The 25,181-nt window shown below is 60.5% G+C and carries 27 protein-coding genes; 20 read left to right on the top strand and 7 right to left on the bottom strand.

Annotated elements, in window-relative coordinates:
- Nucleotides 1-122 precede the first annotated feature (122 nt).
- Nucleotides 123-554, top strand: coding sequence for an OsmC family protein (locus ACIOMR_RS19285; RefSeq protein ID WP_003214889.1), 432 nt, complete (start codon nucleotides 123-125; stop codon nucleotides 552-554).
- Between the two features lie 182 nt (nucleotides 555-736).
- Nucleotides 737-976 (top strand): DUF1161 domain-containing protein, encoded by a 240-nt coding sequence (locus tag ACIOMR_RS19280; protein ID WP_003214887.1) that lies wholly within the window; start codon nucleotides 737-739, stop codon nucleotides 974-976.
- Here ACIOMR_RS19280 and ACIOMR_RS19275 read toward each other — a convergent pair whose 3' ends face one another.
- A complete protein-coding gene (locus ACIOMR_RS19275) occupies nucleotides 977-1,399 on the bottom strand; it encodes a hypothetical protein (protein WP_401195819.1) in 423 nt (140 codons plus the stop codon).
- 142 nt (nucleotides 1,400-1,541) lie between these two features.
- Here ACIOMR_RS19275 and ACIOMR_RS19270 point away from each other — a divergent pair, with 142 nt between their 5' ends.
- The gene (locus ACIOMR_RS19270; RefSeq protein WP_401195816.1) at nucleotides 1,542-2,597 is read left to right on the top strand and encodes an aminopeptidase; all 1,056 of its coding nucleotides are present in this window, start codon (nucleotides 1,542-1,544) and stop codon (nucleotides 2,595-2,597) included.
- A 96-nt stretch (nucleotides 2,598-2,693) separates the two neighbouring features.
- Here ACIOMR_RS19270 and ACIOMR_RS19265 read toward each other — a convergent pair whose 3' ends face one another.
- Nucleotides 2,694-3,347 carry an HAD family hydrolase gene (locus ACIOMR_RS19265; protein ID WP_177009008.1) on the bottom strand — a complete coding sequence of 218 codons (654 nt, stop codon included), beginning with the start codon at nucleotides 3,345-3,347 and terminating at the stop codon, nucleotides 2,694-2,696.
- An 11-nt stretch (nucleotides 3,348-3,358) separates the two neighbouring features.
- The gene (locus ACIOMR_RS19260) at nucleotides 3,359-3,901 is read right to left on the bottom strand and encodes a gamma carbonic anhydrase family protein (RefSeq protein ID WP_003214876.1); all 543 of its coding nucleotides are present in this window, start codon (nucleotides 3,899-3,901) and stop codon (nucleotides 3,359-3,361) included.
- A 102-nt stretch (nucleotides 3,902-4,003) separates the two neighbouring features.
- Here ACIOMR_RS19260 and prlC point away from each other — a divergent pair, with 102 nt between their 5' ends.
- Complete coding sequence (prlC, locus tag ACIOMR_RS19255) at nucleotides 4,004-6,055, top strand: oligopeptidase A (protein WP_003214874.1); 2,052 nt, start codon at nucleotides 4,004-4,006, stop codon at nucleotides 6,053-6,055.
- Nucleotides 6,052-6,324, top strand: a complete 273-nt coding sequence (locus ACIOMR_RS19250) for a YheV family putative zinc ribbon protein (protein WP_003214872.1) — start codon at nucleotides 6,052-6,054, stop codon at nucleotides 6,322-6,324. Before prlC ends, ACIOMR_RS19250 begins: the two co-directional genes overlap by 4 nt.
- Before the next feature lie 27 nt (nucleotides 6,325-6,351).
- Here the strand turns inward: ACIOMR_RS19250 and ACIOMR_RS19245 are convergent, their stop codons facing one another.
- Nucleotides 6,352-7,038 carry a tyrosine-protein phosphatase gene (locus tag ACIOMR_RS19245; protein ID WP_177022430.1) on the bottom strand — a complete coding sequence of 229 codons (687 nt, stop codon included), beginning with the start codon at nucleotides 7,036-7,038 and terminating at the stop codon, nucleotides 6,352-6,354.
- Between the two features lie 284 nt (nucleotides 7,039-7,322).
- On the opposite strand from ACIOMR_RS19245, the gene ACIOMR_RS19240 reads away from it, so the two are divergent.
- The 3 genes from ACIOMR_RS19240 to ACIOMR_RS19230 are packed head-to-tail and all read left to right on the top strand — an operon-like array spanning nucleotide 7,323 to nucleotide 11,146.
- Nucleotides 7,323-8,063: a gluconate 2-dehydrogenase subunit 3 family protein gene (locus tag ACIOMR_RS19240; protein WP_003214869.1), complete on the top strand. Its 741-nt coding sequence runs from the start codon at nucleotides 7,323-7,325 to the stop codon at nucleotides 8,061-8,063.
- Between the two features lie 2 nt (nucleotides 8,064-8,065).
- Nucleotides 8,066-9,850 (top strand): GMC family oxidoreductase, encoded by a 1,785-nt coding sequence (locus ACIOMR_RS19235; RefSeq protein ID WP_401195810.1) that lies wholly within the window; start codon nucleotides 8,066-8,068, stop codon nucleotides 9,848-9,850.
- Between the two features lie 12 nt (nucleotides 9,851-9,862).
- The gene (locus tag ACIOMR_RS19230) at nucleotides 9,863-11,146 is read left to right on the top strand and encodes a cytochrome c (protein ID WP_087694557.1); all 1,284 of its coding nucleotides are present in this window, start codon (nucleotides 9,863-9,865) and stop codon (nucleotides 11,144-11,146) included.
- 54 nt (nucleotides 11,147-11,200) lie between these two features.
- Here the strand turns inward: ACIOMR_RS19230 and ACIOMR_RS19225 are convergent, their stop codons facing one another.
- The gene (locus ACIOMR_RS19225; RefSeq protein ID WP_177040934.1) at nucleotides 11,201-11,386 is read right to left on the bottom strand and encodes a hypothetical protein; all 186 of its coding nucleotides are present in this window, start codon (nucleotides 11,384-11,386) and stop codon (nucleotides 11,201-11,203) included.
- A 287-nt stretch (nucleotides 11,387-11,673) separates the two neighbouring features.
- On the opposite strand from ACIOMR_RS19225, the gene ACIOMR_RS19220 reads away from it, so the two are divergent.
- From ACIOMR_RS19220 to ACIOMR_RS19210, 3 genes are all read left to right on the top strand, one after another.
- The gene (locus ACIOMR_RS19220) at nucleotides 11,674-12,732 is read left to right on the top strand and encodes a PA0069 family radical SAM protein (RefSeq protein ID WP_003214861.1); all 1,059 of its coding nucleotides are present in this window, start codon (nucleotides 11,674-11,676) and stop codon (nucleotides 12,730-12,732) included.
- A gap of 196 nt (nucleotides 12,733-12,928) precedes the next feature.
- The gene (locus ACIOMR_RS19215; protein WP_003214859.1) at nucleotides 12,929-13,660 is read left to right on the top strand and encodes a carbonic anhydrase; all 732 of its coding nucleotides are present in this window, start codon (nucleotides 12,929-12,931) and stop codon (nucleotides 13,658-13,660) included.
- Between the two features lie 85 nt (nucleotides 13,661-13,745).
- Nucleotides 13,746-15,293 carry a SulP family inorganic anion transporter gene (locus ACIOMR_RS19210; RefSeq protein ID WP_008439613.1) on the top strand — a complete coding sequence of 516 codons (1,548 nt, stop codon included), beginning with the start codon at nucleotides 13,746-13,748 and terminating at the stop codon, nucleotides 15,291-15,293.
- Between the two features lie 129 nt (nucleotides 15,294-15,422).
- Here ACIOMR_RS19210 and ACIOMR_RS19205 read toward each other — a convergent pair whose 3' ends face one another.
- The gene (locus ACIOMR_RS19205; RefSeq protein ID WP_003214855.1) at nucleotides 15,423-16,070 is read right to left on the bottom strand and encodes a hypothetical protein; all 648 of its coding nucleotides are present in this window, start codon (nucleotides 16,068-16,070) and stop codon (nucleotides 15,423-15,425) included.
- A 368-nt stretch (nucleotides 16,071-16,438) separates the two neighbouring features.
- On the opposite strand from ACIOMR_RS19205, the gene coxB reads away from it, so the two are divergent.
- The 4 genes from coxB (at nucleotide 16,439) to ACIOMR_RS19185 (ending at nucleotide 20,830) form a co-directional block, all read left to right on the top strand.
- Nucleotides 16,439-17,566: a cytochrome c oxidase subunit II gene (coxB, locus tag ACIOMR_RS19200; RefSeq protein ID WP_003214854.1), complete on the top strand. Its 1,128-nt coding sequence runs from the start codon at nucleotides 16,439-16,441 to the stop codon at nucleotides 17,564-17,566.
- Between the two features lie 58 nt (nucleotides 17,567-17,624).
- Nucleotides 17,625-19,214, top strand: coding sequence for a cytochrome c oxidase subunit I (ctaD, locus tag ACIOMR_RS19195; RefSeq protein WP_003214853.1), 1,590 nt, complete (start codon nucleotides 17,625-17,627; stop codon nucleotides 19,212-19,214).
- A 141-nt stretch (nucleotides 19,215-19,355) separates the two neighbouring features.
- Nucleotides 19,356-19,907, top strand: coding sequence for a cytochrome c oxidase assembly protein (locus ACIOMR_RS19190; RefSeq protein WP_008439615.1), 552 nt, complete (start codon nucleotides 19,356-19,358; stop codon nucleotides 19,905-19,907).
- A 35-nt stretch (nucleotides 19,908-19,942) separates the two neighbouring features.
- Nucleotides 19,943-20,830: a cytochrome c oxidase subunit 3 gene (locus ACIOMR_RS19185; RefSeq protein WP_003214849.1), complete on the top strand. Its 888-nt coding sequence runs from the start codon at nucleotides 19,943-19,945 to the stop codon at nucleotides 20,828-20,830.
- Between the two features lie 6 nt (nucleotides 20,831-20,836).
- Here the strand turns inward: ACIOMR_RS19185 and ACIOMR_RS19180 are convergent, their stop codons facing one another.
- Entirely contained in the window at nucleotides 20,837-21,040 is a 204-nt protein-coding gene (locus tag ACIOMR_RS19180; protein WP_010168612.1) for a twin transmembrane helix small protein, read from the bottom strand.
- An 84-nt stretch (nucleotides 21,041-21,124) separates the two neighbouring features.
- On the opposite strand from ACIOMR_RS19180, the gene ACIOMR_RS19175 reads away from it, so the two are divergent.
- The 5 genes from ACIOMR_RS19175 to ACIOMR_RS19155 are packed head-to-tail and all read left to right on the top strand — an operon-like array spanning nucleotide 21,125 to nucleotide 25,042.
- A complete protein-coding gene (locus ACIOMR_RS19175) occupies nucleotides 21,125-21,868 on the top strand; it encodes an SURF1 family protein (RefSeq protein ID WP_102370206.1) in 744 nt (247 codons plus the stop codon).
- Nucleotides 21,834-22,433 (top strand): hypothetical protein, encoded by a 600-nt coding sequence (locus ACIOMR_RS19170; RefSeq protein WP_401195801.1) that lies wholly within the window; start codon nucleotides 21,834-21,836, stop codon nucleotides 22,431-22,433. The genes ACIOMR_RS19175 and ACIOMR_RS19170 overlap by 35 nt, the downstream gene beginning before the upstream one ends.
- A gap of 10 nt (nucleotides 22,434-22,443) precedes the next feature.
- Nucleotides 22,444-23,523 (top strand): heme A synthase, encoded by a 1,080-nt coding sequence (locus ACIOMR_RS19165; protein ID WP_102367831.1) that lies wholly within the window; start codon nucleotides 22,444-22,446, stop codon nucleotides 23,521-23,523.
- Nucleotides 23,511-24,410, top strand: coding sequence for a heme o synthase (cyoE, locus tag ACIOMR_RS19160; protein ID WP_003214839.1), 900 nt, complete (start codon nucleotides 23,511-23,513; stop codon nucleotides 24,408-24,410). Before ACIOMR_RS19165 ends, cyoE begins: the two co-directional genes overlap by 13 nt.
- On the top strand, nucleotides 24,407-25,042 hold the full coding sequence (locus tag ACIOMR_RS19155; RefSeq protein WP_008439627.1) for an SCO family protein: 636 nt from the start codon (nucleotides 24,407-24,409) through the stop codon (nucleotides 25,040-25,042). Before cyoE ends, ACIOMR_RS19155 begins: the two co-directional genes overlap by 4 nt.
- Nucleotides 25,043-25,181 lie beyond the last annotated feature (139 nt).

Below are 25,181 nucleotides of genomic sequence, written 5' to 3'. Positions count from 1 at the left end.
ATTCAATAGCGATGGTGAAATTTCCTACTTAATCGCTAGGTTTCTCCGACAAGATGAACTTTGCCGTGGCGTCTATCCTCAGAACCCTTACTGACGCAAAACCACCGTTCGAGGAGACCGCTATGAGTATTGTTAAAAAAGCATCCGCGCATTGGGAAGGCGACCTGAAGACTGGCCTGGGTTCCATTTCCACCGAAACCGGCGTTCTGCGTGAAGCGCCTTACGGCTTCAAGGCCCGTTTCGAAGGTGGCAAGGGCACCAACCCTGAAGAACTGATCGGCGCAGCCCATGCCGGTTGTTTCTCCATGGCGTTTTCCATGATTCTCGGCGATGCCGGGCTCAAGGCCGACAGCATCGACACCCAGGCCGAAGTGACCCTGGACCAAGTGGACGGTGGCTTTGCGATTACTGCCGTGCACCTGACCCTCAAGGCGAAGATCCCGGGCGCCAGCCAGGCGCAGTTCGATGAGCTGAGCAAAAAGGCCAAGGAAGGATGCCCCGTGTCCAAGGTACTGAATGCAACCATTACCCTGGATGGCACCCTCGTTAATTGATCGACCCTTGTAGGAGCGAGCTTGCTCGCGAAGCGCTCAAAGGCGCCGCGCTCTTCCAGGCGGCACGCGTTATCGTTGACGTTTTTCGCGAGCAAGCTCGCTCCTACACGTTCAGGTATGGTCGAATAGCCGATTGCAGACTCAGCGCACACCCGTGCGCGTGCATTCAGGGAGCTTCACACATGAAACGTATTGCCTTGGCGGTTATCTGCTGTGCACTGGCCACGTCGGCGCTGGCGGCGCCAAAAGATTGTGAAGAGCTCAGGAAGGAGATCGAGGTCAAAATCCAGGCGAATGCCGTTCCGTCCTACACCCTCGAAATCGTCACCAAGGAAGAAGCTGACAAGCACGACAGCGCCATGGTTGTCGGCAGCTGTGAGAATGGCACCAAAGCCATCGTCTACCAGAAGAACAACGACTGATCAGATGCAGTTGACGCTACGTTCTTCGGCCAGCAATTGACCCGCTTTGTTGTACAGCCGGATATTAGGGTTGTAGCCCAGTGAGCGCCCTTCCAGGCGATAGCGCTGGCCCGCCTCGAAACGGTCGTATTGCAGGGTCATGAAGCAGGTACGGTCAGTGGTTTGGCCAAACCCGCCGAAACTGCCGCCGGTAGGCACCTCGAAATCAAAACGTACCATCAGCTCATGGCTGCCAGGCGGCATTTGGAAGAAGCGCCCGTCGTTCAGGTTTTTCCCGTCCAGGCGTTGCGCCATTACCAGCTTGGCGCTGGGTGTCGGGGTAGCGAAGTCGACCCAGGCTTGGAGTGGATCAACCGGCGGTAGTGGCGTCGACGCACAGGCACTGAGAAAAATCGCGGCGACGGGAAGCAGTAGCTGACGCATGTTAAGCACTCAACTGTAGGAATAGTTTTTTGAACGGCTGCGTTCGGCAGCACGCTCCCTATGAGTATAAACACGCCACGCCATGGAAAAATTCCCCACAGGCGAGATAGTCTGGCGGGATGGTTACCGGCGAGAGGTTTTAATGGTCAGGCGTTTGCTTCCCGGCTTGATGCTGCTGTTGCTCAGTGGCTGTTCCAGCGTCAGTTATTACAGCCAACTGGCAGACGGCCAATGGCAATTGCTGCGTGCCCGGGAGCCGGTCTCCGCGGTCGTCGCCGACCCGTCCCGGCCACAGGTGCTGCGCGAGCACTTGGCGCAGTCGCAGAAAGCCCGCACCTTCGCCAGCGAACACCTGCACCTGCCGGATAACCAGAGTTACCGGCTGTATGCCGATATCGGCCGTCCTTACGTGGTCTGGAACGTGTTCGCCACGCCTGAATTTTCCTTGTCCCCGCAAACCCACTGCTTCCCGATTGCCGGTTGCGTGGCCTATCGCGGCTACTACAACCAGGGCGCCGCACGCGGCCAGGCGGCTTTGTTGAAGCAGCAAGGGATGGATGTGTCGATTGGCGGCGTGGAGGCCTATTCCACCCTCGGCTGGTTCAACGACCCGATCATGAGTTCGATGATGAGCTGGGGGGACGAGCGCCTGGCCACGCTGATTTTTCATGAGCTGGCGCACCAGCGGTTTTATGTGAAGGACGACACCGAGTTCAACGAGTCGTACGCCACCTTCGTCGAGCAGGAAGGTACCCGGCAATGGCGCGCAGCCCAAGGCTTGCCGCCTGCCAGCGAGTCAGCGCTGAAACAGCGCGACCAGTTCACCCGGCTGGTGCTCGATACCCGCAAACGCCTGGAGCAGTTGTATGCGCAGCCGCTGACGGCAGATGCCATGCGCCAGGCCAAGGCCGCTGAATTCGAGCGCCTGCGCAGTGACTACCGGCACATGCGCGATAGCCAGTGGGGTGGCGACAAGCGTTATGACGCCTGGGTCAACCTGCCGATGAACAACGCAAGGTTGCTGCCGTTTGGGCTGTATGACCAGTGGGTGCCGGCGTTCGTCGCGTTGTTCCGGCAGGAAGGCGGGGATTGGTCGAAGTTCTTTGCGGCGGTGGAGAAGCTGGGCGGGTTGCCGGTGGATCAGCGCAAGGCGGCCCTGAGGGCGTTGGAGGGATCCGGGCAAGTGGTTGGCCGGTAGGGCCTCATCGCGGGCAAGCCCGGCTCCCACATTTGACTGAGTTGTCTTGGCCGACCGTGATCAAATGTGGGAGCTGGCTTGCCTGCGATAGCGCATTCAAGGCCGTTGCAAAAACGCCTGATGCAGCTCGGCCAACGTTTCGAAATGCCAGGTCGGCGCCTCGGCACTCAGCTCTTCATGGCTGCCAAACCCATAACCTACCGCCGCTGAGTCCAGCCCATTGCTGCGGGCGCCGATCAGGTCGTGCTTGCGGTCGCCAATCATCAAGGTGCTGGCCGGGTCCAGGCTTTCTTGCGCCATCAGGTGGGCGATCAACTCGACCTTGTTGGTGCGCGTGCCGTCCAGCTCGCTGCCGTAGATCACCTTGAAGTGCTTGGCGAAATCAAAATGCCGGGCGATTTCCCGGGCAAATACCCAAGGTTTGGACGTGGCTACATACAGCTGGCGGCCCTGGCCATTCAATTCCTCAAGCAGCGGCATCACGCCGTCGAACACGCGGTTTTCGTACAGGCCGGTGACCTTGAAGCGCTCGCGGTAGAAATTCACCGCCTCCCAGGCCTTGGCTTCGTCGAAGCCATAAAACTGCATGAACGCTTGCAGCAGCGGCGGGCCGATAAAGTGCTCAAGTTTGGTCAGGTCCGGCTCATCGATCCCCAGTTTGGCGAGGGCGTACTGGATCGAGCGGGTGATGCCTTCGCGCGGGTCGGTGAGGGTGCCATCGAGGTCGAACAAAACGGTCTGGTAATGCATGGGTGTCCTTGTCATTGGTCGAAGCCTTCGGCCAGGTGCAGGTCTTTGAGCTTTACGTAGTTCGCGGCGCTGTAGGTGAAAAATGCCCGTTCCTTGTCAGTCAGCGGGCGGATTTGTTTAACCGGGCTGCCAACATACAAAAAACCGCTCTCAAGTTTCTTGCCCGGCGGCACCAGGCTGCCGGCGCCGATGATCACCTCGTCTTCCACCACGGCGCCGTCCATCACAATGCTGCCCATGCCGATCAGGATCCGACTGCCTACCGTGCAGCCATGCAGCATGACCTTGTGGGCAATGGTCACATCGTCGCCGATCAGCAGCGGGAAACCATCAGGATTGAAGGGGCCTGCGTGGGTAATGTGCAGCACGCAGCCGTCCTGCACGCTGGTGCGCGCACCGATGCGGATGCGGTGCATGTCGCCGCGAATCACCGTCAGCGGCCATACCGAGCTGTCGGTGCCGATTTCGACGTCGCCGATCACCACCGCCGATGCATCGACGAAAGCCCCGGCGGCCAGGGCCGGCGTGTGATTCTGGTAGGTGCGAAGGGTCACGATAGGCTCTCTCTCTTCTGCTGATAGCTGCGGTGGGCGTTGATTGTAATTAAGATGGCCCCATCTTTGTTCTTACATGTTTCTTCAGCCAAGGTGCCAACCGTGAGCGCGAACAACCCTCTTCTGCAGTCCTACGACCTGCCGCCGTTCTCGGCGATCCGTGCCGAGCACGTGCAGCCGGCCATTGAACAGATCCTCGCCGACAACCGCGTCGCCATCGAAGGCATCCTGCAAAGCCAGGGTAAAAATCCGACCTGGGCCGGGCTGGTCCTGGCCATGGACGAACTCAATGACCGCCTGGGTGCCGCCTGGAGCCCGGTCAGCCACCTGAATGCCGTGTGCAACAGCGCCGAACTGCGGGAAGCCTACGAGGCGTGCCTGCCGGCACTGAGCGCCTACTCCACCGAGATGGGCCAGAACCGCGAGTTGTTCCAGGCCTTCGACGCCCTGGCCAACAGCCCGGAAGCCGCCGGCTTCGACGTGGCGCAAAAAACCATCCTGGAACACTCCCTGCGGGACTTCCGTCTGTCGGGTATCGATTTGCCGCCTGAGCAGCAAAAGCGTTATGCCGAAGTGCAGAGCAAGCTCTCCGAACTGGGCAGCAAGTTCTCCAACCAATTGCTCGATGCCACCCAGGCCTGGACCAAGCACGTCACTGACGAAGCAACCCTCGCCGGCCTGACCGATTCCTCCAAGGCGCAAATGGCTGCGGCTGCCCAGGCCAAGGGCCTCGACGGCTGGCTGATCACCCTGGAATTCCCAAGCTACTACGCGGTGATGACCTACGCCCACGACCGCGCCCTGCGTGAAGAAATCTACGCAGCCTACTGCACCCGCGCGTCGGACCAAGGCCCGAATGCCGGTCAGAACGATAACGGCCCGGTCATGGAACAGATCCTCGACCTGCGTCAGGAGCTGGCGCAACTGCTGGGCTTCGCCTCGTTCTCCGAGCTGAGCCTGGCCACCAAAATGGCCGAGTCCAGCGACCAGGTGCTGAGCTTCCTGCGGGACCTGGCCAAGCGCAGCAAGCCGTTTGCCACCCAGGACCTGCAACAGCTCAAGGCCTATGCCGCCGAACAAGGCTGCGCGGACCTGCAAAGCTGGGACAGCGGTTTCTACGGCGAAAAACTGCGTGAGCAGCGTTACAGCGTTTCCCAGGAAGCCCTGCGCGCCTACTTCCCGATCGACAAGGTACTCAGCGGCCTGTTCGCCATCGTGCAACGCCTGTATGGCATCGAGATCGCCGAGCAGAAAGGCTTCGACACCTGGCACCCGGATGTTCGCCTGTTCGAAATCAAGGAAAACGGCCAGCACGTCGGCCGCTTCTTTTTCGACCTGTATGCCCGCGCCAATAAGCGTGGGGGTGCCTGGATGGACGGCGCCCGAGACCGTCGCCGCACGGTTGATGGCGTGCTGCAAAGCCCGGTGGCCAACCTGGTGTGCAACTTCACCCCGGCCGACAGCGGCAAGCCTGCCCTGCTGACCCACAATGAAGTGACCACGCTGTTCCACGAATTCGGCCACGGCCTGCACCACCTGTTGACCCGTGTCGAGCACGCCGGCGTGTCCGGCATCAACGGCGTGGCCTGGGATGCGGTGGAGTTGCCGAGCCAGTTCATGGAGAACTGGTGCTGGGAGCCGGAAGGCCTGGCGCTGATTTCCGGTCACTATGAAACCGGTGAGCCGCTGCCTCAGGACCTGCTGGAAAAAATGCTCGCGGCGAAGAACTTCCAGTCCGGCCTGATGATGGTTCGCCAGTTGGAGTTCTCGCTGTTCGACTTCGAGCTGCACGCCACCCACGGCGATGGCCGCAGCGTGCTGCAGGTGCTGGAAGGTGTGCGTGATGAGGTGTCGGTGATGCGTCCGCCCGCCTACAACCGCTTCCCCAACAGCTTCGCGCATATCTTCGCTGGCGGTTACGCCGCGGGTTACTACAGCTACAAGTGGGCGGAAGTGCTGTCGGCCGATGCCTTTTCCAAGTTCGAAGAAGATGGCGTACTCAATGCCGAGACTGGCCGAGCGTTCCGCGAGGCGATCCTGGCCCGTGGCGGTTCCCAGGCACCGATGGTGCTGTTCGTCGATTTCCGCGGACGGGCGCCGTCGATTGACGCACTCTTGCGCCACAGCGGCCTGAGTGAGGACGCGGCAGCATGAGTGAAGCACCTGTGAAAACCAAAAAACGCTTTATCGCCGGGGCAGTCTGCCCGGCGTGCAGCGAGCCGGACAAGTTGATGATGTGGAGCGAGGACGATGTTCCGCACCGCGAATGCGTGGCTTGCGGCTATTCCGACACGCTGAATGAACAAGGTCTGTCAGTGCCCAAGGAATTGGGTACGCGGGTCAATACGTCGGCGTTGAAAGCACCGGACCCCAAGGTGCAAGCGGTGCAGTTCTTCCCTAATCCGAAGCTGAAGAAAGACTGATCGTGAAGCGCTCCCTGGGTTGATGGCTCAGGGAGCGACCACCCAGGCGGTTTTTTCCTCGGCCGGGTCTTTGGCGTTTTCCGCGGTATTCAGCCAGCTTTTCATCGAGCACAGCGCAAAGGCGCTGGTGCTGCATTCGCCGTTGGCCAGTGCGGTGCGTAACTTGTCGACATCGGCCCTCATCATGTAGCGAACACCGTCCTTGAAGCCGCTACTGGCGCCAAAGCCGCCCAAGGTCATTTCGTTCAGCGCATCTTCCTTGCTCCATCCCTGAATCACCACCCGATACATCGCCGCCACCAGGCCAGTGCGGTCGGAGCCGTGTTTGCAGTGCATCAGCACCGGGCCGTTGGCTTCGGCATCCTGAATCGCACGCAACGCTGCGAGCACATCGGCGTCATCGACATGGTTGGTGCGATAGGACAATTGCACCTGGTTGATACCGGGTGATTTCAGCCACTTGGCATCGGACTCGGGCAGAAAGTTGATCACCGTACCGATCTTGAGCTTTTCCAATACAGGAACAGCACCGCTATCCGGCAGCGCGCTGCGATAGAGCGTGGGCGTCATTTGATACAGGTTGTATTGATTGCCCACCGGCTGGGCCCATTCCAACGAACGAATGGGCGTGAGCTCTTCGGCCTGGGACGGTGCGGTGGTGAACAGCGCCATGAACACGAGGCTGACGGCAGGCAGCAATTGATTCTTGAACATGCGCGATGTAACCGAATAGGGAAGGGGCTGATGGGGCCCAGATTCGCCTACAGGGGGTCAATGCCGTGTGAGGTACTCGTCAAAGAATCGTGAATAAGCCGGCTCCGGGCAGATTTTTTCGCGCTGAAACGATTTTCCCCAATCCTTAGCCTGCTATCCTTTGTAACTATTGATTGCTGCTGTGTTCTATCCCCTTGGGTCCTTTGGATCCCATTTACTGCCAAAACTATAAGTCGTTCCTCGAAGCGGCTGATAAATCCGTGACCACATGATGAGGTGCCACCATGTCTGATCAAGATCAAGACAACCCCCGGCGTGAGTTTTTACGCAAATCCTTGACCTTGATCCCCGTGGTCACTGTCGCCAGCACGGGCCTGGGCGGTTCGATGCTGATGGCGGTTCCCGAACCGGCTCAAGCCAGCCCGGAGAAGGCGCCCGTCAGCAGCAAGGCCTATGAGCCGAGCTATTTCACTGCCGAGGAATGGGCCTTTATCAACGCGGCCGTTGCGCGCCTGATCCCGGCGGACGACCAGGGTCCAGGCGCCCTGGAAGCCGGTGCGCCGGAATACATCGACCGTCAGATGAACACGCCGTACGCGGCGGGTGCCCTGTGGTTCATGCAAGGCCCGTTCAATGCCGACGCGCCGCCTGAAATGGGCTGGCAGAGCAAATTGGTGCCCAAGGAGATCTATCGCCTGGGCATTGCTGCCACGGATGCCTGGTCGAAAGCGATGAACGGTAAGCTATTTGCCGAGCAAGACAGCGCTACCCAGGAAAAGTTGTTGCAGCGCCTGGAGGCCGGCGACGCGCAGTTCGACAGCGTCCCGCCGAAGATTTTCTTCAATCTGTTGCTGCAAAACACCAAGGAAGGGTTCTTTTGCGACCCGGTCCACGGTGGCAACAAAGGCATGGTCGGCTGGACCATGATCGGCTTCCCCGGCGCCCGCGCCGATTTCATGGATTGGGTTGAACGCAACGAGCAATACCCCTTCCCGGCTGTTTCGATCCGTGGCGAGAGGGCGTAAACGTGGCGACCATCATGAAGAAAGTGGATGCAGTGATTGTCGGCTTTGGCTGGACCGGCGCGATCATGGCCAAGGAGCTGACGGAAGCTGGCCTCAACGTGGTAGCGCTGGAGCGCGGCCCGATGCAGGACACCTACCCGGACGGCAACTATCCCCAGGTCATCGACGAACTGACCTACAGCGTGCGTAAAAAGCTCTTCCAGGACATCTCCAAGGAAACCGTGACCATTCGCCATAGCGTGAATGACGTGGCGATGCCCAACCGCCAACTGGGCGCTTTCCTGCCTGGCAACGGTGTCGGCGGTGCAGGCCTGCACTGGTCCGGCGTGCACTTTCGGGTGGACCCGATCGAGTTGCGCATGCGTAGCCATTACGAAGAGCGCTACGGGAAAAACTTCATTCCCAAGGACATGACCATCCAGGATTTCGGCGTCAGCTATGAAGAGCTGGAACCATTCTTCGACTATGCCGAGAAAGTCTTCGGCACCTCCGGGCAAGCCTGGACGGTGAAAGGCCAGTTGGTGGGCGAAGGCAAGGGCGGCAACCCTTACGCACCGGATCGCTCCAATCACTTCCCGCTGGAATCGCAGAAGAACACAGTCTCCGCACAGCTGTTCCAGAAGGCCGCCACGGCCGTGGGGTACAAGCCCTACAACCTGCCTTCCGCGAATACATCGGGGCCGTACACCAACCCTTACGGCGCCCAGATGGGCCCGTGCAATTTCTGCGGCTTCTGCAGCGGTTATGTCTGCTACATGTATTCCAAGGCTTCGCCGAACGTGAACATCCTGCCGGCCTTGCGCCAGGAACCCAAGTTCGAACTGCGGCCCAATTCCCACGTGCTGAAGGTCAATCTCGACAGCACCAGGAGCAAGGCGACCGGCGTGACGTATGTCGACGCCCAGGGGCGGGAATGCGAGCAGCCGGCGGACCTGGTGATCCTCGGTTCCTTCCAGTTCAACAACGTGCGCCTGATGCTGCTGTCGGGCATCGGCAAACCCTACGACCCGATCTCCGGTGAGGGCGTGGTGGGCCGCAACTTCGCCTACCAGAACATGGCCACCATCAAGGCGTTCTTCGACAAGGACGTGCACACCAACAACTTCATCGGTGCCGGCGGCAATGGCGTGGCGGTCGATAACTTCAACGCCGACAACTTCGACCATGGGCCGCACGGCTTTGTGGGCGGCTCGCCGATGTGGGTCAACCAGGCGGGCAGCCGGCCGATTGCGGGCACCTCCAACCCGCCGGGCACGCCGGCCTGGGGCAGTGCGTGGAAGCGCGCCACGGCTGATTACTACACTCACCAGGTGTCGATGGATGCCCATGGCGCCCACCAATCCTACCGTGGCAACTACCTCGACCTGGACCCGGTTTACCGCGATGCCTACGGCCTGCCGCTGCTGCGCATGACCTTCGACTGGCAGGAAAACGACATCAAGATGAACCGCTTCATGGTCGAAAAAATGAGCAAGATCGCCGAAGCGATGAACCCCAAGGCGATTGCCTTGCTGGGCAAAAAGGTGGGCGAGCACTTCAACACCGCGTCTTACCAGACCACCCACCTCAACGGTGGCGCGATCATGGGCACCGACCCGAAAACCAGTGCCTTGAACCGCTACCTGCAGTGCTGGGACGTACACAACGTGTTTGTCCCGGGCGCTTCCGCGTTCCCACAAGGCTTGGGCTACAACCCTACGGGCCTGGTGGCGGCGCTGACCTACTGGTCGGCGCGGGCAATTCGCGAGCAGTACCTGAAAAACCCCGGCCCACTGGTTCAGGCATAAGGAGCGATGACCATGAAAGCATTTGTTATCGCGTCCCTGGCTTTGTTCAGCAGCTGCTCGGTGAGTGCGGCTGAAACCGATCTGGTCAAACAGGGTGAATACCTGGCGCGCGCCGGTGACTGCGTGGCCTGCCACACCGCCAAGGGCGGCAAACCGTTCGCCGGTGGCCTGCCGATGGAAACCCCGATCGGCACCATCTACTCCACCAACATCACCCCGGATAAAACCGGCCTGGGCGACTACAGCTTCGAAGACTTCGACCAGGCCGTGCGCCATGGCGTCGCCAAGAACGGTAGTACGCTTTACCCGGCGATGCCCTACCCGTCTTACGCGCGGGTCAGCGAAAGCGACATGCAGGCGTTGTACGCGTACTTCATGAAGGGCGTGGAGCCGGTGGCGCAGGTGAACAAGGACAGCGACATTCCCTGGCCGTTGAGCATGCGCTGGCCGTTGGCCGGATGGCGCTGGATGTTTGCGCCCAAGGTCGAGGACTACCAGGCCCAGGCGGGCGCCGATCCGGTGATCAGCCGTGGCGCTTATCTGGTAGAGGGCCTTGGCCACTGCGGTGCCTGCCATACGCCACGGGCCCTGACTATGCAGGAAAAATCCCTGAGTGCGTCGGATGGCAGCGCTTTCCTGTCCGGCAGTGCGCCGCTGGAAGGCTGGATTGCCAAGAGCCTGCGGGGCGACCACAAGGACGGCCTGGGTAGCTGGAGCGAGGAGCAACTGGTGCAATTCCTCAAGACCGGGCGCAGTGATCGCAGTGCGGTGTTTGGCGGCATGAGCGACGTTGTGGTCCACAGCATGCAGTACATGTCGGAAGAGGACCTGACGGCTATCGCCCGTTACCTCAAGACCCTGCCGGCGGTGGATCCCAAGGATCAGCCGCATCAGTACGACAAGCAGGTCGCCGATGCGCTGTGGAAGGGTGATGACAGCAAGCCGGGTGCCTCGGTGTACATCGACAACTGCGCGGCGTGCCACCGTACCGACGGCCACGGCTACACCCGCGTGTTCCCGGCGCTGGCGGGCAACCCGGTATTGCAGACGGCGGATGCGACGTCGCTGATCAACATCGTGTTGAACGGCGGCACGTTGCCGGCGACGCATACGGCACCTTCGACCTTCACCATGCCGGCGTTTGCCTGGCGGCTGTCGGATCAGGAAGTGGCGGATGTCGTCAGTTTCGTTCGGGACAGTTGGGGTAATAAGGGAGAGCCTGTAAAGGCTTCGCAAGTGAAAGACTTGCGAAAAGATGCAGTAACTACCGAAGCTGATCAAACTTCAGAGAAGTAGTGTCAGTTGCCAGGTTTATAGTTTTATATATAAGCCTGGCAACTAGCCGATTAATTATCGAGGGGCGCAGGTTTTTACAAAGCTATTCGCCATGTTCAGGAAGATGGTCTTGTCCTGTTCATCGAAGTCGCCGTCGTTATCCAGGTCGGTGGTGGAGGAAGTGGTGTCGTAGTGCCCGTCCCTGTTGGAGGAAGAGGCATACATGGCGTAGGACAGTTTACCGTCGGTAAAGCGCTCCATTAATACTTCCGGGCTGTTATCTTTTTCAAAGTCTTCGCATGTAAAGCGTAGTTCATCCTGAGACATAAATATCCTGTAGGTGGTAATGAGTTAAGTTGTGATCATAGCGATGTGTTAATAACTTTATCCATGTCACATATGTCGCGATTTATTTCTTGTTTGGTTACATGTAGGAAGGTGTCATTCCGTTCGTGCGAAGGTCGATGCTAGACCGCGCCGCCCAGTGGTGCTGGTGAAAAGCGATCTTCTCGAATACTGTATATGGATACAGTTTATGAGGTCTGACTATGAATGTCCCTTTGCCGCCTCGCGGGCGCGGCACGGCCACCAACCTGCACAACCGTTTTGCGCCCACCGTCAGCGTGGCGGAAGACGACGGTTGGTATCAGGAAGTGCCACAGACCCAGGGCACCGAAGTCCGTATCGAAACCGCGAAAACCATCATTACCCGCAACAGCTCGCCGGATATCCCGTTTGACCGGGCGATCAACCCGTATCGCGGCTGCGAGCATGGTTGTATCTACTGCTATGCGCGGCCCAGCCACGCGTATTGGGACCTGTCGCCGGGGCTGGACTTCGAAACCAAGCTGATCGCCAAGACCAACGCCGCCGACGTGCTTGAGCAGCAACTGTCGAAACCGGGCTACACCTGCGCGCCGATCAACCTGGGCTCCAACACCGACCCGTACCAGCCCATCGAGCGCGAGTACAAGATCACCCGGCAAACCCTCGAAGTGCTGCTGCGCTACCGTCATCCGGTGACGATCATTACCAAGGGCTCGCTGATCCTGCGGGACCTCGACCTGCTGACCGAGCTGGCGCAGCAGCGGCTGGTGGCGGTGATGATCAGCCTCACCAGCCTGGACGATGAACTCAAGCGCATCCTCGAACCGCGCACGGCTGCACCCAAGGCCCGGCTGCGGGCGATCCGGGTGATGCGTGAGGCGGGGATCCCGGTGGGCGTGCTGTGTTCGCCGATGATCCCGATGATCAACGACAGCGAGCTGGAAAGCCTGCTGGCCGAAGCTCATGCCGCGGGGGCACAAAGCGCGGCGTACATGATGCTGCGTTTGCCTCTGGAGGTGGCGCCGCTGTTTGAGGAATGGCTGGCGGCCCATTACCCGCAGCGCGCGGCCCATGTGATGAGCCTGGTGCGGCAGGTGCGCGGCGGTGAGGTCTACGACAGCCGCTTCGGTGTACGCATGCGTGGCGAAGGGCCGTTTGCCGATTTGCTGGCGCAACGTTTCGCCAAGGCGATCAAACGATTGGGGCTCAACCGGCGGGAAGGGTTTAATCTGGATTGCACGGCGTTTTGTCCGCCGGGCAGACAGATGGCATTATTGTAAACTGCTGGATAAGCGTACTTTTCTGTAGGAATAGTCGCGTTTTGATATCACTGAAAGCCCCGATCTAGAGCGGCTCATTCAGTTTGAGTTAAGTTTCGGCGGGTACCTTGTTCATCGAGTGACTAATGAGTCGGCGCTTCAGTTTGGGCGCCGGCCGCACTGGAAAACTCCCCTGCTCCAACCAAGAGGATGAATTATGAGTGACAAGGATAAACAGCCGTTGGCTGCGTCGGCTTCAGCCCCTCACGAGGCGGAATCCGCCGATGCAGCGCTGCAGCACATCGTTGAAGGCTTTTTGCATTTCCATAACGAGATCTTCCCCCAGCAGGAAGAGCTCTTCAAAAAACTCGCCACGGCCCAGAGCCCGCGGGCGATGTTCATTACCTGCGCCGACTCGCGCATCGTTCCCGAGCTGATCACCCATAGCTCCCCTGGGGATTTGTTCGTGACCCGTAACGTCGGTAACGTCGTGCCGCCTTATGGGCAGATGAACGGCGGTGTTTCAACGGCTATCGAGTACGCGGTACTGGCCCTTGGTGTGCAGCACATCATCATTTGCGGCCACTCCGACTGCGGCGCCATGCGCGCGGTGCTCAACCCCCAAAGCCTGGAAAAAATGCCCACGGTAAAGGCCTGGCTGCGCCACGCCGAAGTCGCCAAGACCATGGTCCAGGACAACTGCGATTGCGCCAACGAACACGAAAGCATGCACGTGCTGACCGAAGAAAACGTGATCGCCCAACTGCAGCACCTGCGCACTCATCCCTCCGTGGCCTCGCGCATGGCCAACGGGCATTTGTTTATCCATGGCTGGGTCTACGACATCGAGACCAGCGAAATCAGGGCCTACGATGCGGATCAGGCAGCGTTCCTGCCCTTGAACGGTACCCAGCCGATTCCATCCGCGACGCCTAAAGCGCGCTTCTAAAACAATCCCCTGTCGGGTAACGCGATGGCTGCCGTTCGAGCAGCCAGGCCTTGCCACGCCCGGCGAATGCCTCGGGAGAGTCATTATGCGTGCTGCTCAATTGAAAGCTGTGCTGCCACGGGAGCTGCTGGCTTCCGTGGTTGTGTTTCTGGTCGCCCTGCCGCTGTGCATGGGGATCGCCATCGCGTCCGGAATGCCTCCGGCCAAAGGCTTGATCACCGGGATCATCGGTGGCCTGGTGGTCGGTTGGCTGGCGGGGTCGCCGTTGCAAGTCAGCGGTCCGGCGGCAGGTTTGGCGGTGTTGGTGTTCGAACTGGTTCGCCAGCATGGCATGGCCATGCTCGGGCCGATCCTGTTGCTGGCGGGCTTCCTGCAATTGGTGGCCGGGCGTTTGCGCCTGGGCTGCTGGTTCCGCGTGACTGCGCCTGCAGTGGTGTACGGGATGCTGGCGGGGATCGGGGTACTGATTGTCCTGTCGCAAGTACACGTGATGCTCGACGGTGTGCCAAAGCCCTCGGGGCTGGATAACCTCGCCGGCTTCCCTGCGGCACTGATCCAGGCGATCCCCACATTGGGCGGCGGGCTCGGCTGGCAGGCCGGTTTGCTCGGGCTGTCGACGATTATGGTGATGTGGCTGTGGGACAAGTTCCGCCCGCAAAAGCTGCGCTTCGTCCCCGGCGCCCTGCTCGGCGTGGGTTTGGCGACAGTCACCAGCCTGGTGCTGGCGTTGCAGGTCAAGCGGGTGGAGGTGCCGGAAAATCTCGCGGATGCCATCGATTGGCTGCGCCCCAGCGACCTGCTGAACCTGGCGGATCCCAATCTGTTGATCGCGGCCTTCGCCGTGGCATTTATCGCCAGCGCTGAAACGCTGCTTTCGGCGGCGGCAGTCGACCGTATGCACAGTGGCCAGCGTTCCGACTTCGACAAGGAATTGTCGGCACAAGGTGTGGGCAACATGCTGTGTGGCCTGGTCGGCGCCCTGCCGATGACCGGTGTGATCGTGCGCAGTTCGGCCAACGTCCAGGCCGGCGCTACCACGCGTTTGTCGGCGATGTTCCACGGCTTGTGGCTGCTGGCGTTCGTGCTGTTGCTGTCCAGTGTGCTGCAAAGCATTCCGGTGGCAAGCCTGGCGGGTGTGCTGGTGTACACCGGAATCAAGCTCGTGGACATGAAGGCGTTTCGTGGCCTGGCGCGCTACGGGCGAATGCCGATGTTTACCTACGCGGCGACGGCGCTGGCGATCATCTTTACCGACCTGCTGACGGGTGTGTTGGTGGGCTTCGGGTTGACGCTGGTGAAGCTGGCGTTCAAGGCCTCACGCTTGAAGATAAGCCTGATCGACCTGCCGCAGGAGGGCGAGATGGAGCTGCGATTGACGGGGGCCGGGACCTTTCTCAAGGTGCCTGCATTGACCCAGGTGCTGTCGACGGTACCCGCCGGGACCACCTTGCATGTGCCGCTCAGTAACCTGAGTTATATCGACCACTCCTGCCTTGAGCTATTGGAGGAATGGGGTCGGGCCAATGCGGCCAAGGGCTCGAAGCTGATGATCGAGGCGCGGGGGTTGAAGCGCAGGTTGGAAGGACGGGTAAGAACGACGACCGGAATAGGCTCGGCGCCGTCTGTTGGCTGACGAAACCGGATCAAAATGTGGGAGCGGGCTTGCTCGCGAAGGCGCAGTGTCAGTCACTGAATGTGTTTCTGATACACCGCTTTCGCGAGCAAGCCCGCTCCCACATTGGATCTTTGCAAGCCGGCAAATCTAAGCTGGCTGGTCCAGCTCAAGACCCACGCCCAACTGCCGCGACAGGCACGGCCAGCGCTTCCACGCCGCTTCCGTGTCCGGGCTCTTGAGCTTGTCGCGGTAGGCTTCGACCGACTCCAGCGCAAAACTCTCTTCGTTAAGCATCTCATCCACCGCGTGGTGCACCGCCTCATCCAGCTGATTGGCAAACGCCTCGCCGATCAATTGGTGGGCAATCACGTTCGCCACAGTGGTATCCAGCGGAATCAACGGCTGGCCGAAGTGCTTGATATACAGATCGTTGACCTCTTCCACCAGGCGATGCGCCAGGTAAGCCTCATCCAGCAAACCGTCCAGGCCTTCATGCCCGGCCAGGATCGCCGGCGGCTGCAGGAAGAAATGCTCGGCGATTTTCAGCACCGGTTTGATCTGGCTTTCAATACCGGCTTCGCGGGCGACATCGTTGGCCGCGTCCAGCAGATCGGGGACCTGGTCGATGTAGGCGCTTACAAAACGCGTCATCACGCCCTTGGCGTCGACGTCAGGCACGGAAATCGCCGGGTGCAGGTGCGGTAACTGGACTTCCAGCTGCTGAGCAAGCTGGCCAGTGCTGGATTCGTGTTGATGGGCACGGGAAATCTGCTCGCGCAATGCGGCGGTGTTCATGAAAGCTCCAGTGATGCAGGCGTAGGAAATAGGGAGAGCATAAGGTAGCTCGTTTATACGAGAGCCTAAGACGCATTTGTCATAATTATTTCATGGTTATGCGCTGGCGTTATATCAAATTGCCATCGTTCGTCGGATAACGCGCGCCACCGGTCCTGTTGTGTGGTCCGTTTCCTCATTTTCGTTCATTTGCCCGATCACATTGCGGGGTGGCGGTCGCTGTCTATACTCGATTTTGTACGCAATTAGCTGATGACGCCCGACTGCATGAGCAGGCAAGGCCTGGCGGTTGTAAGCAGTATGGAAGCCGCTCCCTTGGCCGCAGGTGCAAACCGGCGGGATAACAAGAATGATAAGGGGAACCCGCAATGACGCGACATCCACATGTTTGGATGGGCCTCCTGTTGTGGTCAGTATTCGGCCAGGCGCAAGCCGCCTGGACAACGAATATGGCGCCAGGGGCCACTGAAGTCAGTCACGCCGTGTTTGACCTGCACATGACCATTTTCTGGATTTGTGTGGCGATTGGCATCGTCGTGTTTGGCGCGATGTTCTGGTCGATGATCGTTCACCGGCGCTCCACGGGACAGGTGGCAGCCAAGTTCCACGAGAGTACGACGGTGGAGATTCTCTGGACCGTGGTGCCCTTGCTGATCCTGGTGGCGATGGCCATTCCGGCCACCAAGACGCTGATCAACATCTACGACAGCACTGAGTCGGATATCGATATCCAGGTCACCGGCTACCAGTGGAAGTGGCATTACAAATACCTGGGCCAGGATGTCGAGTTCTTCAGCAACCTGGCCACGCCCGCCGAGCAGATCCATAACCAGGCCGTCAAAGGCGAGCATTACCTGTTGGAAGTCGACCAGCCGCTGGTGCTGCCGGTGGGTGCCAAGGTGCGTTTCCTGGTGACCGCTGCGGACGTGATTCACTCCTGGTGGGTGCCGGCGTTTGCGGTGAAGCGTGATGCGATTCCCGGCTTCGTCAACGAGGCCTGGACCCGCATCGAAAAGCCCGGCATCTATCGCGGCCAGTGCGCCGAACTGTGCGGCAAGGACCACGGCTTCATGCCGATCGTGGTGGAGGTCAAATCCAAGGCCGACTACGACACCTGGCTCGGCGAGCGTAAGGAAGAGGCCGCCAAGCTCAAGGAGCTGACCTCCAAGGAATGGACCCTGGATGAGCTGGTGGCCCGTGGCGACAAGATCTACCACACTACCTGCGTCGCCTGTCACCAGGCCGAAGGCCAGGGCCTGCCGCCGATGTTCCCGGCGCTCAAGGGCTCGCCGATTGCCACCGGGCCCAAGGAAGACCACCTGCACCGCGTGTACTTCGGCAAGCCCGGCACCGCCATGGCGGCGTTCGGCAAGCAACTGTCGGAAGTCGATATCGCGGCGGTCGTGACCTATGAACGTAACGCCTGGGGCAACAACAAAGGCGACATGGTCACACCTAAAGACGTGCTGGCTCTGAAACAGGCGGAAAGCAAATGACTTCCTTCATTGCATATTCCCTGAACCGTCCCGCCCACTCGTTCGCAGGAGAAAGGCCATGAGCGCTGTGATCGATGACCACGGTCATGCCGGTGACCACGCTCACGGCCCCGCCAAGGGCCTGATGCGTTGGGTACTGACCACCAACCACAAAGACATCGGCACGATGTACCTGTGGTTCAGCTTCTGCATGTTCCTGCTTGGTGGCTCGTTTGCCATGGTGATCCGTGCCGAGCTGTTCCAGCCGGGTTTGCAGATCGTCGAGCCGGCGTTCTTCAATCAGATGACCACCATGCACGGCCTGGTGATGGTGTTCGGTGCGGTGATGCCAGCGTTTGTCGGCCTGGCCAACTGGATGATCCCGTTGATGATCGGCGCGCCCGACATGGCCCTGCCGCGCATGAACAACTTCAGTTTCTGGCTGTTGCCGGCGGCGTTCCTGATGCTGGTTTCCACCCTGTTCATGCCCGGCGGCGGGCCGAACTTCGGCTGGACCTTCTACGCCCCGCTCTCCACCACCTACGCGCCGGAAAGCGTGACGTTCTTCATCTTCGCCATCCACTTGATGGGCATCAGTTCGATCATGGGCGCGATCAACGTCATCGCCACCATCCTCAACCTGCGCGCTCCCGGCATGACGTTGATGAAAATGCCGCTGTTCGTCTGGACCTGGCTGATCACAGCCTTCCTGCTGATCGCGGTGATGCCGGTGCTGGCGGGCTGCGTGACCATGATGCTGATGGACATCCACTTCGGCACCAGCTTCTTCAGTGCCGCTGGTGGCGGTGACCCGGTGTTGTTCCAGCATGTGTTCTGGTTCTTCGGCCACCCCGAGGTGTACATCATGATCCTGCCGGCGTTCGGTGCCGTCAGCTCGATCATCCCGACCTTCTCGCGCAAGCCGCTGTTCGGCTACACCTCGATGGTGTACGCCACGGCGAGCATCGCGTTCCTGTCGTTCATCGTGTGGGCGCACCACATGTTCGTGGTGGGCATCCCGCTGGTGGGCGAGCTGTTCTTCATGTACGCCACGCTGCTGATCGCGGTGCCCACGGGCGTGAAAGTGTTCAACTGGGTCAGCACCATGTGGCAAGGCTCGCTGACCTTCGAGACGCCGATGCTGTTCGCGGTGGCCTTCGTGATTCTGTTCACCATCGGCGGTTTCTCCGGGCTGATGCTGGCCATCGCCCCGGCGGATTTCCAGTACCACGACACCTACTTCGTGGTGGCGCACTTCCATTACGTACTGGTGCCTGGGGCGATCTTCGGGATCTTCGCCTCGGCCTACTACTGGCTGCCGAAATGGACCGGCCACATGTACGACGAAACCCTGGGCAAGCTGCACTTCTGGCTGTCGTTCGTGGGGATGAACATGGCGTTCTTCCCGATGCACTTCGTAGGGCTTGCCGGCATGCCGCGTCGGGTGCCGGACTACAACCTGCAGTTCGCCGACTTCAACATGGTCTCTTCCATCGGTGCCTTCACCTTTGGCGCGACGCAGATCTTCTTCCTGTTCATCGTCATCAAGTGCATCCGTGGCGGCCCGCCTGCGCCAGCCAAGCCGTGGGATGGCGCCGAAGGACTGGAGTGGAGCATTCCTTCGCCCGCGCCGTACCACACCTTCACCACGCCACCGGAGGTCAAATGAACACCTCCCTATCCTGTGGGAGCTGGCTTGCCTGCGATGGCATCACTTCGGTGTACCTGAAAGACCGAGTTGCCAGTATCGCAGGCAAGCCAGCTCCCACAGAAAGGCCATTCGCAGAACATTCATTCGCAGGTGGCCGCCATGCTTGAGTCCGTGCCTATCAAGCGCCTGGTCACGCGCCTGCTGATCCTGGTGGTGGCGATGTTCGCCTTCGGGTTTGCCCTGGTGCCGATCTACGACGTGATGTGCAAGGCGTTCGGCATCAATGGCAAGACCGCCGGGCAGTACGAAGGCGAGCAGGTGGTGGACCCGACGCGGCAGGTGCGGGTGCAGTTCCTGTCCACCAATGCCATCGATATGGTCTGGGAATTCCACTCCAAGGCCGACGAGGTGGTGGTCAATCCCGGCGCAGTCACCGAGATGCTGTTCGTGGCCTACAACCCCACCGACAAGCCGATGACCGCCCAGGCGGTGCCGAGCATTTCGCCGGCCGAGGCGGCGATGTACTTCCACAAGACCGAGTGTTTTTGCTTCACCCAGCAAGTGCTACAGCCAGGTCAGCGCATAGAGATGCCGGTGCGCTTCATTGTCGACCGCGACATGCCGAAGGATGTGAAGCATTTGACCCTGGCGTACACGCTGTTCGATATCACCGCGCGCCAACCGCCCGTGGCTGTCCATACCGGCGGCTAGGCGTTGCTTGCGGGCTCGATTAGGAGAACGAATACATGTCGACTCATGATACGTACTACGTACCAGCGCAAAGCAAATGGCCCATAATTGCTACGTTGGGGATGCTGATCACGGTGTTCGGATTGGCGACCTGGTTCAACGATTTGAAGGCCGCACGCCCGGAATCCCACGGCCCGCTGATCTTTTTCGTCGGTGGCTTGCTGCTGGCCTACATGATGTTTGGCTGGTTCGGCGCGGTGATCAAGGAAAGTCGCGCCGGTTTGTACAGTTCGCAGATGGACCGCTCCTTTCGCTGGGGCATGACCTGGTTCATCTTTTCCGAAGTGATGTTCTTCATCGCTTTTTTCGGTGCGCTGTTTTATGTGCGGCACATGTCGGCGCCGTGGTTGGCGGGCGAAGGCCACAAGGGCATCGCGCACATGCTGTGGCCGAACTTCGAATTTGCCTGGCCGCTGCTGAACAATCCTGACCCGAAAATGTTTCCGGCGCCCAAGGGCACCATCAGCCCGTGGGGCTTGCCGCTGATCAACACGATCTTGCTGGTCAGCTCCAGCGTGACCATCACTATCGCCCACCATGCCTTGCGCAAAGGCCATCGCGGCGCACTGAAGATCTGGCTGGCGATCACCGTGTTGCTGGGTTGGGCGTTTCTCGGGTTCCAGGCCGAGGAATACATCCATGCCTATAAGGAGTTGGGCCTGACCCTGGGGTCCGGCGTGTACGGCGCGACCTTCTTCATGCTCACCGGCTTCCACGGTGCCCACGTGACCATCGGCACGATCATTTTGTTTGTGATGCTGATGCGCATCCTGAAGGGGCATTTCAACAACGAACACCAGTTCGGGTTCGAGGCGGCCAGTTGGTATTGGCACTTTGTGGACGTGGTGTGGATCGGGCTGTTTTTCTTCGTTTACGTGCTTTGAGGTGTTTCACCAGGGCGCATGAGATACCAGTTGGCCGCTGAAGAAACCCCAGGTGATCAACCCCAGGGTGATCACGGCCAGCACCACACGCACGGTCAAGGCAGTGACGAGGCGGTTGGAGTTGCCCTCGTCCTTGACCAGGAAGAACAAGCCACTGAACAGGCTCACGACGGTAGCAATCAGCATCAGGGCAATGGCTGCTTTGAGCATGGTGGGCTCCGGGGCTCTTTTTTGGAGGGGGCGAGCAATGAGATTCAGTATAGCCAGCGCAGCACCGACCTCTGCGGCAATGCCATGAAACCCTTTCGCCCCGGTATTGCGCCGACGCTGGTGGTACTCGTGCTGCTGCCGTTACTGGTATTTCTCGGCTTTTGGCAGCTGTCTCGCGGTCACGAAAAACAGGCGCTGCTGGACACTTACGCCGAGCGCCGCGCTGCCGAGCCCATGAGCAGTACGCAACTGCAGGCCACCGAAGATCCGGCGTTCCGTCGTGTGCATTTGCGCGGGCAGTTCGATGCCGAGCACAGCGTGTTGCTGGATAACCGCTTTCGCGACGGCAAGGTCGGTGTGGAGCTACTGCAACCTTTCCATGATCAGGCCAGCGGCGAGTGGCTGTTGCTCAATCGTGGCTGGCTGCCCTGGCCGGACCGCCGTGCACCGCCGGTTTTCACCACTCCCGAACAACTGTTGAATCTCGACGCCTGGGTCTATGTGGCGCCTGGCGAGACCTTCCAGTTGCATGCCGATCCGGCGGGCGCACAGTGGCCACGATTGTTGACCGCGCTGCATCCCGCAGCGCTGTGGACCGAGTTGGGCCGCAGCGGATTCGCCTATGAAGTGCGGGCTGAAGCGGGCCCTGGCACTTTCGAAACCAATTGGCCCGTGGTCGCCATGGGCCCGGAAAAACACCTGGGCTATGCCGTGCAGTGGTTCGCCATGGCGGTGGCGCTGTTCGGCCTTTACCTCTACCTCGGATGGCACAACACAAAAAAGGAGAAGCGCCATGGGAGCGGCCATGAATCCACTCAACATGTCTGACGCGCCGGCAGCGCCCAATCGGCGCAAGGGCCGCTGGCAACTGATCCTGATCCTGCTGATGGTGGTCGGCCCGATGGTGCTCGCCACCTTTATGTACAAATTGCAGTTCTGGGTGCCGGACAGCCGCAGCTACCACGGCGAGATGATCGGCAATGGCCAGACCCGTGCCGACATTGGCGTGCAGGCTGACGAAGACCGCTGGCAACTGCTGGTCACCGCGCCCACCGCTTGCGCCGCCGACTGCCAGCAACTGGTGTACCTCGCACGCCAACTCCAGATCGGCCTGGGCCGTGATGCCTCCCGCGCCAGCCACGCCCTGGCCAGTGCGCAGCCGGTCAGCACCGTGTATGACGCCAAACTCAAGGCCGAATACCCGCAACTGCAGCGCTATTCCCTGGACCTGTCGACCTTCAACAAAGACGCCGCCGCCCAAGGCAGCGGCGATGCCCAGCTGTGGATCGTCGACCCCCACGGCAACCTGGTGCTGCGCTACGACGCCCGGGTCAAGGGCAAGGACCTGCTCAACGACCTGCGCCTGCTGCTGAAACTGTCGAACATCGGATAAGGACACCGTCATGGCCAAACCTGGATTTCGCCTCGCGCTGTTTGCCACCCTGCTGGCCCTGATCGTGGTGCTGCTGGGCGCCTATACCCGCCTCACCCACGCGGGCCTCGGTTGCCCGGATTGGCCGGGTTGCTATGGCTTTATCAGCGTGCCGAAAAGCGAAGCCCAGTTGGCCCATGCTGAACTGCATTACCCGGACACGCCGGTCGAGGCGGACAAGGGCTGGAACGAGATGACCCACCGTTACTTCGCCGGCACCCTCGGGCTGTTGATCGTGCTGCTGGCGGCGCGCGCGTGGACCCATCGGCATCATCCGGGCCAGCCGTTGAAGCTGCCGTTGTTCCTGTTGGCAGTGGTGTTCGCCCAGGCAGCGTTTGGCATGTGGACGGTGACGCTGAAGCTCTGGCCGCAAGTGGTCACCGGGCATTTATTGGGCGGGTTTGCGACGTTGAGCCTGCTGTTCTTGCTGACGCTGCGATTGTCCGGCGTATTGCCGGCGCTGATCGTGCCCAGGCGTTTGCAGTATTGGGCCACGGCCGGGCTGGTGCTGGTGATCGGCCAGATCGCGCTGGGTGGATGGGTCAGCTCCAACTACGCAGCCGTGGCGTGTATCGACCTGCCGACCTGTCACGGGCAATGGTGGCCGGCGGCGGATTTCGCCAATGGCTTTCACCTGACCCAGCATATCGGCCCCAATTACCTCGGCGGGCAACTGGACAGTGATGCGCGCACGGCGATTCACCTCACCCACCGGATTGGCGCGCTGCTGGTCACTGTCGTGTTGCTGGGCCTGGCCTGGCAGCTCAAGGTGGTCGGCATGACCCGCCTGGCCGGCCTGTTGCTGATCGCCCTGGCGGCGCAAATCTGCCTGGGCCTGAGCAACGTGTACTTCCACCTGCCGCTGCCGGTTGCGGTCGCGCATAACGCCGGCGGCGCGGCGTTGCTGCTGACGCTGGTGCTGGTCAATTACCACGCCCGCACCAGCCTGGTTCGGGTGCGACATCAGTTGCCGTTCGGCTGGCGCTTCAGCCCGCGTAAACACGTGTCGGGCCTCATAACCATTAAAGGAGAGATGCCATGGCGACCTTGATCAGCGAGCGTCACAGCCAGGCGATCTGGCGTGACTATCTGGAGCTGACCAAGCCAAAAGTGGTGGTGCTGATGCTCATCACCTCGCTGGTGGGCATGTTCCTCGCCACCCGCGCGGGGGTACCGTGGCCGGTGCTGATTTTCGGCAACCTGGGGATCGCGCTGTGTGCCGGCGGCGCGGCGGCGGTCAACCATGTGGTGGACCGGCGCATCGATGCTTTGATGGCGCGCACCCATAAACGCCCGCTGGCGGAAGGGCGCGTATCGCCTGTGGCGGCGCTTGTTTTTGCGATGGTGCTGGCGGTTGCCGGGCTGGCGCTGCTGCTGGCGTTTACCAATCCACTGGCCGCCTGGCTGACCCTGGCCTCGCTGTTGGGTTATGCGGTGATCTACACCGGTTTTCTCAAGCGTGCGACGCCGCAGAACATCGTCATCGGTGGGCTGGCTGGCGCCGCGCCGCCGTTGCTGGGTTGGGTTGCCGTCACTGGCCACGTCAGCGCCGAGCCGTTGCTGCTGGTGCTGATCATCTTCGCCTGGACCCCGCCGCACTTCTGGGCCCTGGCGATTCACCGCAAGGAGGAATACGCCAAGGCCGACATCCCGATGCTGCCCGTGACCCACGGCGAGCACTACACCAAGGTGCATATCCTGCTCTACACCTTCGCCTTGCTGGCGGTCAGCCTGATGCCCTATGTCATCCACATGAGCGGCATGCTGTACCTGGTGTGCGCACTGGTTCTGGGCGGGCGCTTTCTGCAATGGGCCTGGGTGCTGTACCGTGGCAGTCGGCCGCACGCGGCGATCAACACCTTCAAGTACTCTATCGGGTACCTGTTCATGCTGTTTATCGCCCTGCTCGTAGACCATTACCTATTGTTGAACCTATGACTCGAACTCAAAAAACTGTCTTCATTCTGGTGGCCATTGTCGCGTTGATCATGGGCCTGACCGTCAACAAAGTACTGAGTGGCAAAGGCCAGGGCGACCCGACGGCCTTGATCGATGCCGGCATCATCCTGCTGCCGCAAAGCCGCCAGTTGCCACCGGTGACCATGACCAACCAGGACGGCCAGCCGGTGGTGGTCAACGAGCTGAAAGGCAAGTGGAGCGTGCTGTTCTTCGGCTACACCTTCTGCCCGGACATCTGTCCGACCACCCTCGCCCAACTGCGGCAGATCAAGAGCGAGCTGCCCAAAGACGTTGTGGATAAGTTGCAGGTGATTTTGGTCAGCGTTGACCCGAACCGCGATACACCGGCGCAGCTCAAGCAGTACCTGGGCTACTTCGATCCACAGTTCGAGGGCCTGACCGGTGCGAGTGTGGACGATGTGCAGAAGGTTTCGAATGCGGTGAGCATTCCGTTTATTCCGGCAGACACCAGCAAGCCCAACTACACCGTCGACCACAGCGGCAACCTCGCGCTGATCGGGCCGGACGGCACCCAGCGCGGGTTTATCCGGGCGCCGTTGAACAACCAGAAGCTGGTAGCGCAGTTCCCGGGGTTGTTGCAGCGTAAATAAGCCTGCCGACCATTTTCTGAGCGACACAAATCAAATGTGGGAGCGGGGGGGGGGGGGGGGGGGGGGGGGGGGGGGGGGGGGGGGGGGGGGACGGGGGGGGGGGGGGGACGGCACCCCCCGCCCCCACCCCGCGGGCGCC

The organism is Pseudomonas sp. NPDC087814, assembly GCF_044742865.1.
GTDB lineage: Bacteria > Pseudomonadota > Gammaproteobacteria > Pseudomonadales > Pseudomonadaceae > Aquipseudomonas.
Note: the sequence above shows the minus strand (reverse complement) of the source record. Positions and strands in the feature narration are given on the sequence as shown.